Here is a 12,340-nt window from a genome sequence, read left to right on the forward strand (position 1 = left end):
TCGTCCCACGCGAGGACGGCATCCGCCGTTCGGCCGAGAACGGGACCGTCTCGGTCCGTGGACGCCCTGGTCGCGGCCCTGCTCGCGAGCTACCGTCGAATCCCGGTGATCAAGGACGGCGGTGCGGGACTTGGTGGGCTTCGACGTCGACGTGGTCGTCGTGGGCGGCGGTGCGATGGGATCCGCCGCCGCGTGGCAGCTCGCCGCGCGCGGCGCCGACGTGCTCCTGCTGGAGCGGTTCGCCCACGGCCACACCAGGGGCGCCTCGCACGGCGCGTCCCGCATCTTCCGCGTCTCCTACACCGAGCCGGTCTACATCGGACTCGCGCACGAGGCGCTGGCGTGGTGGCGCGAGCTGGAAGCCGGGACGGGCCGGGAGCTGCTCACCCTGACCGGCGGTGTCGCGCACGGGCGGACGGCGCGGCTGGAGCACCTCGCGCGGGCGCTGGACGAGGCGGACAACCCCGGCACGTGGCTGCCACTGGCCGAGGCCGCCGAGCGGTGGCCCGGTCTGCGCTTCGACGGCCGTGTCTTCTTCCACCCCGTCGCCGGGCGCCTGCACGCCGACCACTCGGTCACCGCGCTCCAGGAGGCCGCCGTCGAACTGGGCGCGACCGTGCGCCACGAAACCCCGGTGACCGGCATCTCCGTCCACGGCGACCAGCACGTCGAGGTCCGCACGGACGGCACGACCCTGCACGCCCGCCGAGCCGTCGTCGCGGTGGGGGCGTGGTCGTCGAAGCTGCTGGGCGACCTCGTCCGGCTGCCGCCCCTGCGCGTCACCCAGGAGCAGCCCGCCCACTTCCGGCCCCGCGACCAGGGCTTCGCGTGGCCGTCGTTCACCCACGACCTCGACACGGACACCGGCTACCCCAGCGGCGTCTACGGCCTGGCCACCCCCGGTGAGGGCGTCAAGGCGGGCTTCCACGGCACCGGCCCGGTGGTGGACCCGGACACCAGGTCCTACCGCCCCGAACCGGACCAGTTGCTGGCGCTGCGCCGCTACGCGCGGGACTGGCTGCCGGGCGTCGACCCGGACGACTTCGACCCGATCTCCTGCACCTACACCACGACGACGACCTCGAACTTCGTCCTCGACCGGGTCGGCCCGCTGGTGGTCGCCGCGGGCTTCTCCGGCCACGGCTTCAAGTTCACCCCCGCCATCGGCCGCGCGCTGGCCGACCTGACCCTCACCGCCGACGCCCCGAACCCCCTGTTCGCCCTCTGACCCGCGCGGGGCTCACTTCGCGCCCTTCCCCACAGGCGCGGCGCCCCGAACGGACAGCACGACGATCAACAACCCGCTCAACGCCGTGCGCGCGTAGATCAGCGTGACCGGCTCCATCTCGGCAGGCGCCGCGAACTGCGACAGCACCAACCCCCCGTAGCCGACCACCAGCGCGATCCCGAACCGCCGTGCGTTCTCCCACTTCCGCGCCATCACCACCCCCAGCACCCCCGTGCAGACCCTCAGCGACGGATCCGTGGTGTCGAACGCGAACAGCGGGTGGACCGCCGTCCCCAGGTGGAACAGGCCCACCAGCAGGGCCACCCACTGGAGCCTCCCGAACTCGACGGCCTTCCGCGTCTTCCGCAAGTTGGACTTCGCCACGACGCCTCCTCACGGTTGTTCGAAGAGTCGCAGCGCACCACTTTTCGCCGCTCCCGGCTGGGGGTACCCGCCCCGACACCGCCGATTCCACCCAGCAGGGCGACATCCGGCCCCTGACCGGTCACTGTCCGCTCAGGACGAACACCGGAACCACCACCAGCGCACCGAACGTTGAACGATCCGATGACCACTTCGGACACGAAACTCCTGCGCTTCCACGTCCTGGGCGACTCCCTGGCCGCGGGCGTCGGCTGCTCCCGCGCCGACCAGACCATCGGCCACCGGCTCGCCGCCGCCCTCCGCGCCGCCGGGCACCCGGTCGACCTCCGCGTGCACGCCGTCTCCGGGGCGAGGTCCGCCGACCTCGCCGCCCAGGTTCGCGCTTCCCTCTCGGCGGGTGTCGACCTGGCCCTGATCGTCATCGGCGCCAACGACCTCACGTCGTTCGTGCCCACCACGATCGGCGCGGGTCTGGTGCACGACGCCGTCGCCGCCCTCCGCCGAGCGGGCGCGCGGGTGGTCGTGGCCCCCGCGCCGGACCTGGGCGTCGTCTCCCACGTCCCGCCCGCCTACCGGGGTCTGGTGTCGGTGATCAGCGGCCAGTACGCGGGCGCCCAGAGCGACGCGGTGCGGAAGGCGGGCGGCACCGTCGCGCCGATCGGCGCCCAGCTCTCGGCCCGCTTCGCGACCGACCGCTCCCTGTTCTCCGCCGACCGCTTCCACCCCTCCCCCGCCGGGTACGCACTGGTGGCGACCGCGCTGGAGCCCTACCTCACGGCGGCGGCGAAGGGCTGATCAGGCCCTCCGGCCCAGCCGGACCAGCTTCAACGCAAGGTGCAGCTCCAGCCTGGCCGCCCCGGTGGCCAGGTCCCGACCGGTCAGCTCGGCGATCCGCCCCAGCCGGTAGTAGAGGCTCGTGCGGTGCAGGTGCAGCCGCTGCGCGGCCACCCGCGCGTCGCACCCGGCGTCGAGGTAGGTCTCCAACGTGGTCCGCAGGGGCTCGGACAACGCCCCCAGCACCTCCTCCGGACCTCCGTCGATGAGCAGCCGGTAGGCCCCGAGCCCGTGCCACGACGTCACGAAGGGCAGGGCGGGGTCCAGCGCTGACAGCTCCGCGGCGGCCAGCGCCTGCTGGTAAGCCAGGTGCGCCTGGTCCAGCGGGTGCGGCGCGCTGACCCCGGTCCGGGTCCCCAGTTCCGGCACCGGCGACCCCTCCGGCAGCACCCGCACCACGCGCTTCGGCGCCAACGCGACCACGACCAGCACCCGACCGCGCAGCCCGGAGGCCAGCAGCGCTTCCCGCGCCCGCGACCGCTGGTGGCTGTCGCCGGTCACCAGTGCCTCCCACGGCTCGCCCTCGGGCGCCAGCCGTGCGGCGAGAGCCGGGACGCGGGCCTCGACGAGCGCCGTCTCCTCGTCCGACAGCGCCCGACCGCCCTCGATCACCCACAGGTACCCGACCCGCGCGCCGTCGTGCAGCAGCGGGAAGCACACCCGCGGCGAGACCCCGACCGCGAGGTTCTCCGGCACCCGCACCGGTGAGACGGCCGTGGTGGTGCCGTGCCGCTCCTGCCACGCGGCCACGTCCGGCGGCACGCGCCTGGTCAGGATCGCCCGGACGCGGGCGTCGTCGAACAGGTCGCCGCCGTCGGTCTGGGCGCTGTGCGCGACGACCCCGCCCGCGACGTCGTCGACCGAGACGGCGCGCCCGAGCAAGGCGGACAACTCGTCCAACAGCACCTGCATGAGCTGGCCTTTCCTACAGCGGTAGGAAAACTGTAGACCACCTTCGCGACGGCCCGAGGTGGTGCGGGCGGGCAGCGCGCTCCTAGCGTCGACGACGTGACGACGAGCAGCAGGACCGCCCCGTGGGCGTCGCCCAAGGCCCAGCAGCGCTTGTGCGAGGTCGAGGCCGCGATCGGCGGACTGGACCCGGAGACCGTGCTCAAGGCGGTCCGCGAGGCGCTGGACGCCCACGCCTCGCAGTTCGACGACGACGGCATCGTGCTCTACGCGGGCACGAACGTCCTGAGCCCCGCCGCGCGGTCGGCCGTGGCGACCGCCGTGTCCAACAGGCCGAGCATGGGGTGGCCCGGTGAGAAGTACCAGGTCGGCCTGGACCACCTGGACACCCTCGAGGTGCTCGCGCCCCTGCTCGTCGCCGATCTGATGGAGGGCTCCTACGCCGAGGTCCGCCTCCAGAGCGCGACCCTGGCCAACCTGGCCGTCTACTCGACGTTCGCGGAGCCGGGCGACACCATCGCGGTGCTGCCGGAGGCCGCGGGCGGCCACACCAGCCACCACGCGCAGGGCGTGCCCGCCATCCGCGGCCTGACCGTGGTCGACCTGCCCTACGACCCCGACGTGCTCGACATCGACTACGACCGGCTGCCGTCGTTCCTGCGGGAGCACCGCCCGAAGGTCGTGGTGATCGGCGCCAGCCTGATGCTGTTCCCGCACGACGTCGGCGCGGTCCGCGAAGCAGCCGACGAGGTCGGCGCGACCCTCCTCTACGACGCCTCCCACATGGCCGGTCTGGTGGCCGCCAAGCAGTTCCAGCGTCCACTGGTCGAGGGCGCCCACGTGCTGACCTTCTCCACCTACAAGTCGTTCGGCGGCCCGTCGGGTGGCGCCGTCGTCACCCGCGACGCCGAGTTGGCGGCCCGGATCTCCACGACCGTGTACCCCGGCATGGTGGCGAACTACGACGCCGGACGGCTGGGAGCGCTGGCCGTGACAGCGGCCGAACTGGCGGCCTCCGGCCCCGGCTACGCGACCGACTGCGTCACGACCGCCCAGGCACTCGCCCTCGCCCTGGACGAGCGGGGTTTCGACGTGGCGGGCCACGACGGCGAGTTCACCCGGTCGCACCACGTCGCCGTCGACGCCGCACGGCTCGGAGGTGGGGAACCCGCCGCGGCCCGGCTGGGGTCGGCGGGCATCTACCTGAGCGGCATCGGCCTGCCGTGGCAACACCCGTCCGAGGGACTGCGCGGACTGCGGATCGGCACCCAGGAGATCGTCCGGCGCGGGTTCACCCCGGACGACACGCCCGCCGTCGCGGACCTGATGGGACGGGTCCTGCTGGACGGCGAGGCCCCCGAGTCGGTCCGCCCGGACGCGGTGGCGCTGCGGAGGCGGGTGAACGGGCGGTGACGGCGTTGGCACCGATCGGCGCGGAGGGGCACCGCGGGCCAGGGTAGATTTCCGGTGACCCCCTGTCAGCGACAGATCGGATGGACCACGCATGACCGCCGCCACCCCGGTGGACACCTCCCCATCGGCCGCTTTCCGCGAAGCGAGCCGGCGCCGGACGTTCGCGGTCATCAGCCATCCCGACGCGGGCAAGAGCACGCTCACCGAGGCGCTGGCGCTGCACGCGAAGGTGATCTCCGAGGCGGGCGCCGTGCACGGCAAGGCGGGCAGGCGCGGCGTCGTCTCCGACTGGATGGAGATGGAGCAGGCCCGAGGCATCTCGATCACCTCGGCCGCACTCCAGTTCTCCTACGGCGACGCCGTCATCAACCTCCTCGACACCCCCGGCCACGCCGACTTCTCCGAGGACACCTACCGCGTCCTCTCGGCGGTCGACTGCGCCGTGATGCTCCTGGACGCCGCCAAGGGCCTGGAACCGCAGACGCTCAAGCTGTTCGACGTCTGCCGCCACCGCGGCATCCCCGTCATCACCTTCATCAACAAGTGGGACCGCCCAGGCCGCGACGCACTCGACCTCTGCGAGGAGATCAAGCAGCGCATCGGCCTGGAGCCCATGCCCCTGACCTGGCCGGTCGGCGAGGCGGGCAGGTTCCGCGGCGTGCTGGACCGAGCGGACGGCACCTTCATCCGCTACACCCGCACAGCAGGCGGCGCCACCGCCGCCCCGGAGGAGCGGATCGACCCCACCAGGGCCTTGGACGAGGAAGGCGAGGACTGGACCCACGCCGTCGAGAGCGCCGAACTGGTGGACATCTCCGGCGGCGAATTCGACGTCGCCAAGTTCTTCGACGCCACCGCCACCCCAGTCCTCTTCGGCTCCGGCGTGCTCAACTTCGGCGTACGCCACCTACTTGACCTAATCGTCTCCCTTGCCCCCCGCCCCACCCCAAGACACGACATCAACGGCGACTCCCGCCCCCTGAACTCCCCGTTCTCCGCCTTCGTCTTCAAGGTCCAAACGGGAATGGACAAGTCCCACCGCGACCAGGTCGCCTTCGCCCGCGTCTGCTCAGGCGTCTTCGAACGCGGCATGGTGGTCACCAACGCGACAACCGGAAAACCCTTCGCCACAAAATACGCACAACAAGTATTCGGCCGAGAACGCACCACCCTCGACGTGGCTTACCCAGGCGACGTAATCGGCTTGATCAACGCCTCAGCCCTACGAGTAGGCGACACCTTGCACGCGGGCAAACCAGCAGTCCGCTACCCAGGCCTACCCAGCTTCGCCCCAGAACACTTCGCGGTAGGCCGCCTGACAGACCTCAGCCGCGCAAAACAATTCCGCAAGGGCGTAGAACAACTAGCACAAGAAGGCGTAGTACAGGTACTGACCTCGGACCGCAGGGGCGACGGCGTACCAGTATTCGGCGCCGTAGGCCCTATGCAGTTCGAGGTAGCAGTACACCGCCTACTGGCAGAATTCGGCTGCGTGGTAAAAATGGACCACCTCCCATACACCATGGTCAGAAGAATGCCAGACCCCAAACTCCGCAACACCATCAACCTGGGCAACAGAGGAGAATTCCTCACCAGGGCAGACGGCGCAGAACTAGTAGTATTCAACGACCAAACAGCCCTAAACGTAACCTTGCGCCTAAACGAGGGCCTAGTACTAGAAACCCTGGTAGCCGGCACCACCTAAAAACCACCACCACCCCAGCGCAGACGACCAACCACGCACCCAACGTGACGCCGCCTACGCAACCGTGGCCGATTTTACTTGGGGGATTTGCCCCTTAAACTTGCGTCGGACGGCAGCTTCACCCTCTGCCCTTTATTGTCCGACGAAGGGGCAAATCTAGGGGCCCCAAGTCAAATCGGCCACCCCACCAACACAACCCCGGCACCCAACCGGACCACAGGGGCCTCTAGGGGTCGCCCAACCCCCACCACCACCCCCATCCTGACCAGGTCAGCGGAGGTGGTCCCCTTGCCCGTCCCATCAGCCCCCAAAGCCCCCACGGCCCTACCCACAACCCTCCCCCCACACCTAGGCCTACCCGAACTCCGCCTAGGAGCCGCGAAGGTCGACGAAGCCGCCCGCCAACTCTTCGGCGTAGTCACCCGCACCCCGTTGCAGCACAACGCCCGCCTCTCCGCCAAAACCCCCGGCCAGGTCTGGGTAAAACGAGAAGACACCCAACCCGTCCGTTCCTACAAACTCCGCGGCGCCTACCGCCTACTGGCATCCCTCGACGACACCACCACCGAAGTCGTCTGCGCCAGCGCGGGCAACCACGCCCAGGGAGTCGCCTACGCCTGCTCCGCACTGGGCATCCGAGGAACCGTCTTCCTCCCCAGCACCACCCCACCCCAAAAACGAGCCAGGATCGCCTCCATCGGCGGCGACTGGATCACCATCACCATCGCGGGCGAGACCTACGACGACGCCCACTCCGCCGCGACAGCACACTCCAACCAAACCGGCGCCGTCATCGTCCCCGCCTTCGACGACCTGCGCACCCTCGTAGGCCAAGGCACCGTAGCCGTGGAAATCATCGCCCAACTGGGCCGCGCACCGGACCGCATCATCGTCCCCGTAGGAGGCGGCGGCCTACTGGCGGGCATGGCGACCTGGCTACGCGCCAGGCACAGCGAGGTGGACCTCATCGGCGTAGAACCCGAAGGCGCCGCCAGCATGGCCGCCGCCCTCACAGCAGACCACCCCGTCACCCTCCCCGATCTGGACACCTTCGTCGACGGCGCCGCAGTCCGCCGAGCAGGCGACATCACCTTCCCGATCATCCGCGACAGCGGCGCGAAACTGGTCTCCGTCTCCACAGCCGCCGTGTGCGTCGAAATGCTCGACCTCTACCAGGTGGACGGCATCATCGCCGAACCAGCGGGCGCACTGGCCACCAGCGCCATCGGCAGGGCCTTCGACGGCGACATGGGCGGCCTCACCGTCTGCGTCGTGTCCGGCGGCAACAACGACGTGACCCGCTACCCCGACGTCATGGAACGGGCCTCGCACGAACAGCGCTGAACTCGGGCCGCTGCTTCTCCAACCAGCCTTCCCGGCGCTACTTCTCCAGATAACCCTTGCTGGAGTTGCTGTACGTCATCCCGCTCGTCTTCCCCGAGCACAGGCACCGGCGGAGGTTCCCGCTGGCCGCCATCGCGGTGCAGTACCGCTGGGCGATCGGGTCGTGCGAGGCCACCGGATGGGGGCACACGTCGCACATGGTCTCGGTAGTGGGTTCGGAGGGGGTCGCGTGCACGTCGGCCGTTGGCATCTGCCCGGTCCTCTGCGTCGTCTTACCTGGTCCGGCGGCCGGGTCTGCGACGACCACGGCGCGGAAGGGTCGCGGCTCCCGGTGTGACCCGAGGACACGACGAACCCACGCTACCCCGCCGACCCGACCCCGTCTCCCCTGCCACCACCGGAATCCCCTACCGACGCACCCACCACCGCCCGACCGCCCCTCACCGAGGCGGGCTTCCGCCGAATGACCCACTCCGCGAACACCACGTTGACCACCCACCCCAACGCCATCAACCCGGCCCTCGTGACCTCCCCCGGCGCCACCCCCGCCACCACCCACGGCAGGTGGGTGAACACCTGCGTCCCCGCCCCGAGACCGATGGCATAACCCCGGATCATCCACGCGCGGTGCGCCGCGAAGTCCCGCCGCCGCACCGCCAGGAACCCGAGAACGATCGCCGCGGCCATCGCCGAACCGAACACCAGGCGCAACGGGGTCAGGAGCACCCCGTCACCGGGCGGACGCGGGTAGCCCAGCGCCATCCAGAGCCCGGTGAGGGCCGCGACGAGCCCGGCGGGGACCAGGACCCGACCGGACCACCGGTGCCACCCCCGGTGTCTGCGCCGGATCCCCGGCGAGAACTGGAACGCGCCCAGCACGCAGAAGGCGGTCGCCCCGACGATGTGCAGCACGACCGGCAGCGGCAGGGCGAAGAACCGCTCGTTGGCGGGCGTGATCTCGGCGCCGCGCGCCAGTTCGGCGACCCGGACACCACCCGCCACCGAGGGCACGAGCGAGAGCAGGATCAGGGACGTGGGCACGAGCCAGTCGGCTTTCCTCGTCGTCATGGGTGAATCCTGACGACGGCGGGGCGCCGGATCATCGGTGGAAAGGCCGGAGCCGCACCCGTCCGGAGTACCAGGCGCGCCTAGTACTTCCGGTCGGGCGACCGGCGGACGCGGTTGGTCTCGTAGGCCCAGATGGCGATCTCGACCCGGTTGCGGGCGCCCAGCTTCGCCATCAGGCTGGCGACGTGGGTCTTGACGGTGCTCAGCGTGATGTACAGCTCGTCGGCGATCTCGCTGTTCGTCCGTCCACTCGCGACGGTCGCGAGCACCTGCTCCTCGCGTTCCGTCAGCGGTTCCACCGGCTGCGCCGACGGTGCGGCCGGGCCGCCGCCCGCGAAGGCGGTCAGCAGCCGCGCGGTGACGCTCGGCGCGATGAGCGCGTCGCCGTCGGCGGCGGCGTGCACGGCCTGGGACAGCAGCGCGGGGCCCGCGTCCTTGAGCAGGAACCCGCGGGCGCCCGCGCGGAGCGCGGCGTAGACGTACTCGTCGAGGTCGAAGGTCGTGATGACGACCACCGCGAGCGGGTCGGCGACGGTCGGTCCGGCCAGCAGCCGGGTGGCCTCGATGCCGTCGACGCCCGGCATCCGGATGTCGAACAGGCACACGTCCGGGCGGAGCGCCCGCGCCAGTTCCACGGCCCGCTGCCCGTTGGCGGCCTCACCGACGACCTCGATGCCCGGCTGGGCGTTGAGGATCATCGTGAGCCCGGTGCGGACGATCTCCTGGTCGTCGGCCACGACCACGCGGACGCTCACGCCTGCGCCCCGGTGCGGGGCAGCACGGCGGTGACGGTCCAGCCGCGACCGGGGTTCGGGCCCGCCTCGCAGGTGCCGCCGAGCAGGCCCGCGCGTTCGACCATGCCGATCAGCCCGTAACCCGACGGCGCCGCCGCCGAGCCCGAGTCGCCGTCGTCGCTGACGCTCAGCCGGACGGACGTGGCGTCGGCGGCGACGCGGACCTCGATGCGGGTGGCGTGCCGGGCGTGCCGCCGGGCGTTGGTGACGGACTCCTGGGCCAGGCGGTAGATCGCGGTGCCGACCGACGGCGGGAGGCCGTCGACGTCGCCGATGATCCCCACCTCGACGGACGGGCCGGAGCGCTGACGGCCCGCGAGCTGTTCGAGGTCGGCGACGCGGGGGCTGGGCGCGAGTTCGGCGGGCAGGTCGCGGCGCAGGACCCGCACCATGGCGCGCATCTCGCCCAGCGCGGTCGAGGCCTCGGACTCGATCAGCCTCAGCGCGTCGACCGCCGCGTCCGGGCTCGTGGCGGCCGTCGCCAGGCCCGCCTGGGCGCGGATCGCGATGGCCGACACGTGGTGCGCCACGGTGTCGTGCAGGTCGCGGGCGAGCCGTTCGCGTTCCACCAGCTTCACCTGGTCGATCATCCGGGTCCGCGCGCCCGCCCGGTACCGGACCGCCGCGCCCACCGACACCGCCGAGAACGTCACGAGCAGCCCGGCGGCGCCGTCGCCGGGGCTGATGTGGCCCAGCGACACCGCGAAGGCCACGTGCGCGACGATCACCGCCAGGCCGGTGGCGGCCTCCCGGCCCGACCCCCACCGGAAGAGGGCGTAGATCAGCAGCAGCAGGCACGCCATCGTGTACGACTCGGGCGGGTGCCCTTCGGTGAACAGCGGGGCCAGCCCCGTGGTGGCGAAGGTGATCGCGAACATGAGCAGCGGCCTGGTCCGCCGCCACAGCAGGGTCGGCACCAGCAGCACGCAGAGGACGACCGACACCACCCGCCACGGCATGTCCGGGCGCAGGAACCCCTCGAGCACGGCGAGCGGCACGAGCACGCCCACGAGCGCCCAGTCCCGCCACACCCGGCGCGGGGCGTCGGACGGACGGGGTTCGCCCCACAGGGAGCGCAGGAGTTCCGGCACCCGACGATCGTACGAGGGCGGCAGCCGTTCCAGATCAGTCCAAAGTACGGTCGACCGTCGCACTGGCCTCCTCGATCCACGCCAGGTCGGCCTCGGCCCGGTTGATGGCGAAGTGCGCGGTGAGCGCGCGAACCGCCCGCCCGCCGTCGGGATCCACCGACGGCCCCTCGGCGAGGATGTTCCGGCAGAAGTCGAGCATCCGCCGAACCTCGTCGGCCCACCGGTCCAGTTGCGCCAGCAGGTGCTCCCGGCTGCTGTGGTGGCCGAAGTAGAGCTGGATCTGCAACGGCTGCCTGCCGTGCTCGGTCACGTCGTCGAAGCCGTCCAGCCAGGCGCGGAACGCCAGGCGCCCCTCCTCGGTCGCGGTGTAGACGCTCTTGTCCGGCGCGCCGACCTGGGGGACCACCACGACGGTGGCGTGCCCGCGGTCGACGAGCTTGGGCAGTTCGGCGTAGATGTGCGAGCGGGTGATCGGCCAGAAGTACGCGACCGCTCTGGACGCGCGGGCCCCCAGCTCGTAGCCCGAGGCCGGGCCGTCGAGCAGGAGTCCGAGAACGAGGTAGCCACCGGTGGACACGAACCGAGTATAGTCCAGTCTTGACTAGTGAGGAGTTGACTATGGATCCCCAGGAAGCCGTCAAGCAGTACGCCCACGCGTGGTCCCTGACCACCGAGGCCGACATCCGGTCCGCGCTCGCCGAGTGCTGGGCCGAGGACGCCACCTACACCGACCCCACCACCGACCCCGTCGTGGGCGTCGACGGGCTGACCCAGCACATCCTCGGCTTCGCCGAGCAGTTCCCCGGCGCCACGATGGCGCCGACGAGCGGCCTGGACGCCTACCACCTCGTCGGCCGGTTCACCTGGCTCCTGTCCTCGCCCGCGCCGATCGTCGCGGACGGCGTGAACCTCGGCACCGCGCTGCCCGGTCAGGACTTCGTGGAGTTCACCGAGGACGGTCGCATCCGGCGGATCGTCGGTTTCTTCGGCTGACCCCGGCCGGGTCGTGGCGCCCCTGACGAGCGCCGCGACCCGAATGTGGGGCTGTTGCGCCACTTCTCTGCGCCGTACAGGCGATTGATCAGTCGGCGATGGATGCGCGACCCTGCTGTCATGTCGGACCACAACGGGTGGCAGCAGAAGCTCTCCGACGACGCGCGGCGCTTCCAGGACCTGCACGACCGCGTGTCCCGGATGTCGGTGACCGAGACCTCGCGCGACGGCCTGATCAAGGTGACCGTGTCGAGCAGCGGGGCGCTCACGGAACTGGAGATGCCGGGCTCGCTCGCGGGCGTGGCCGCGGGTGTCCTGGAGTGCGTGCGGCGCGCTCAGTCGCGGATTCCCGCGCTGCTCCAGGAAACGGCCGCCCAGACCGTGGGCGCGGACGACGTCGGCGTGCGCCTGCTCGTGGACGACGCGGGCAAGCGGTTCCCCGAGCCCGATCCCCCGCCGACCGCCTCGCGGCGGGAACCGCGCGGGGATGACGACGAGGACTGGGACGGCCCCGAGGTGATGGACGACGGCAGGTGAGCGGACCGGCGAGGTCCACAGATCGTTCAGCGGGCGCTGA

At 71.3% G+C, this 12,340-nt stretch carries 14 protein-coding genes; 7 read left to right on the plus strand and 7 right to left on the minus strand.

What is annotated here, in order from left to right; translation table 11 throughout:
* Window positions 1-121: 121 nt before the first annotated feature.
* On the plus strand, window positions 122-1,228 hold the full coding sequence (locus NZH93_RS17090; RefSeq protein WP_259624084.1) for an FAD-dependent oxidoreductase: 1,107 nt from the start codon (window positions 122-124) through the stop codon (window positions 1,226-1,228).
* Window positions 1,229-1,240: 12 nt separating this feature from the next.
* On the opposite strand, the gene NZH93_RS17095 is transcribed toward NZH93_RS17090, so the two are convergent.
* Complete coding sequence (locus NZH93_RS17095; RefSeq protein ID WP_259624085.1) at window positions 1,241-1,612, minus strand: hypothetical protein; 372 nt, start codon at window positions 1,610-1,612, stop codon at window positions 1,241-1,243.
* Window positions 1,613-1,795: 183 nt separating this feature from the next.
* Here NZH93_RS17095 and NZH93_RS17100 point away from each other — a divergent pair, with 183 nt between their 5' ends.
* On the plus strand, window positions 1,796-2,407 hold the full coding sequence (locus NZH93_RS17100; protein WP_259624086.1) for an SGNH/GDSL hydrolase family protein: 612 nt from the start codon (window positions 1,796-1,798) through the stop codon (window positions 2,405-2,407).
* On the opposite strand, the gene NZH93_RS17105 is transcribed toward NZH93_RS17100, so the two are convergent.
* Window positions 2,408-3,358, minus strand: a complete 951-nt coding sequence (locus NZH93_RS17105; protein ID WP_259624087.1) for a helix-turn-helix domain-containing protein — start codon at window positions 3,356-3,358, stop codon at window positions 2,408-2,410.
* 96 nt (window positions 3,359-3,454) lie between these two features.
* Between NZH93_RS17105 and glyA the strand changes: the two genes are divergently transcribed.
* The 3 genes from glyA (at window position 3,455) to NZH93_RS17120 (ending at window position 7,817) form a co-directional block, all read left to right on the plus strand.
* Window positions 3,455-4,768 (plus strand): serine hydroxymethyltransferase, encoded by a 1,314-nt coding sequence (glyA, locus tag NZH93_RS17110; RefSeq protein ID WP_259624088.1) that lies wholly within the window; start codon window positions 3,455-3,457, stop codon window positions 4,766-4,768.
* 91 nt (window positions 4,769-4,859) lie between these two features.
* Window positions 4,860-6,473, plus strand: a complete 1,614-nt coding sequence (locus tag NZH93_RS17115; protein ID WP_259624089.1) for a peptide chain release factor 3 — start codon at window positions 4,860-4,862, stop codon at window positions 6,471-6,473.
* Between the two features lie 288 nt (window positions 6,474-6,761).
* Complete coding sequence (locus NZH93_RS17120; protein WP_259624090.1) at window positions 6,762-7,817, plus strand: pyridoxal-phosphate dependent enzyme; 1,056 nt, start codon at window positions 6,762-6,764, stop codon at window positions 7,815-7,817.
* A gap of 37 nt (window positions 7,818-7,854) precedes the next feature.
* Here NZH93_RS17120 and NZH93_RS17125 read toward each other — a convergent pair whose 3' ends face one another.
* The 5 genes from NZH93_RS17125 to NZH93_RS17145 form a co-directional block, all read right to left on the minus strand.
* Window positions 7,855-8,067 carry an RGCVC family protein gene (locus NZH93_RS17125; RefSeq protein ID WP_259624091.1) on the minus strand — a complete coding sequence of 71 codons (213 nt, stop codon included), beginning with the start codon at window positions 8,065-8,067 and terminating at the stop codon, window positions 7,855-7,857.
* 110 nt (window positions 8,068-8,177) lie between these two features.
* Window positions 8,178-8,885 carry a DUF2306 domain-containing protein gene (locus NZH93_RS17130; protein WP_259624092.1) on the minus strand — a complete coding sequence of 236 codons (708 nt, stop codon included), beginning with the start codon at window positions 8,883-8,885 and terminating at the stop codon, window positions 8,178-8,180.
* Window positions 8,886-8,965: 80 nt separating this feature from the next.
* Entirely contained in the window at window positions 8,966-9,640 is a 675-nt protein-coding gene (locus NZH93_RS17135; protein ID WP_259624093.1) for a response regulator, read from the minus strand.
* Entirely contained in the window at window positions 9,637-10,770 is a 1,134-nt protein-coding gene (locus NZH93_RS17140; protein WP_259624094.1) for a sensor histidine kinase, read from the minus strand. The genes NZH93_RS17135 and NZH93_RS17140 overlap by 4 nt, the downstream gene beginning before the upstream one ends.
* A 34-nt stretch (window positions 10,771-10,804) precedes the next feature.
* Window positions 10,805-11,347, minus strand: a complete 543-nt coding sequence (locus NZH93_RS17145; RefSeq protein ID WP_259624095.1) for a PadR family transcriptional regulator — start codon at window positions 11,345-11,347, stop codon at window positions 10,805-10,807.
* Window positions 11,348-11,388: 41 nt separating this feature from the next.
* On the opposite strand from NZH93_RS17145, the gene NZH93_RS17150 reads away from it, so the two are divergent.
* Window positions 11,389-11,763 (plus strand): nuclear transport factor 2 family protein, encoded by a 375-nt coding sequence (locus tag NZH93_RS17150; protein WP_259624096.1) that lies wholly within the window; start codon window positions 11,389-11,391, stop codon window positions 11,761-11,763.
* 120 nt (window positions 11,764-11,883) lie between these two features.
* A complete protein-coding gene (locus NZH93_RS17155; protein WP_259624097.1) occupies window positions 11,884-12,300 on the plus strand; it encodes a YbaB/EbfC family nucleoid-associated protein in 417 nt (138 codons plus the stop codon).
* The last annotated feature ends 40 nt before the right edge of the window (window positions 12,301-12,340 follow it).

The sequence above is a fragment of the Umezawaea endophytica genome (assembly GCF_025061645.1).
In the GTDB taxonomy this organism is placed as follows: domain Bacteria; phylum Actinomycetota; class Actinomycetes; order Mycobacteriales; family Pseudonocardiaceae; genus Umezawaea; species Umezawaea endophytica.

Excerpts from the sequence above, each read along its gene's own strand:
- NZH93_RS17100 (WP_259624086.1), top strand. The coding sequence starts at position 1,796 with ATGACCACTTCGGACACGAAACTCCTGCGCTTCCACGTCCTGGGCGAC.
- NZH93_RS17105 (WP_259624087.1), bottom strand. The coding sequence starts at position 3,358 with ATGCAGGTGCTGTTGGACGAGTTGTCCGCCTTGCTCGGGCGCGCCGTC.
- NZH93_RS17115 (WP_259624089.1), top strand. The coding sequence starts at position 4,860 with ATGACCGCCGCCACCCCGGTGGACACCTCCCCATCGGCCGCTTTCCGC.
- NZH93_RS17125 (WP_259624091.1), bottom strand. The coding sequence starts at position 8,067 with ATGCCAACGGCCGACGTGCACGCGACCCCCTCCGAACCCACTACCGAG.
- NZH93_RS17130 (WP_259624092.1), bottom strand. The coding sequence starts at position 8,885 with ATGACGACGAGGAAAGCCGACTGGCTCGTGCCCACGTCCCTGATCCTG.
- NZH93_RS17150 (WP_259624096.1), top strand. The coding sequence starts at position 11,389 with ATGGATCCCCAGGAAGCCGTCAAGCAGTACGCCCACGCGTGGTCCCTG.
- NZH93_RS17155 (WP_259624097.1), top strand. The coding sequence starts at position 11,884 with ATGTCGGACCACAACGGGTGGCAGCAGAAGCTCTCCGACGACGCGCGG.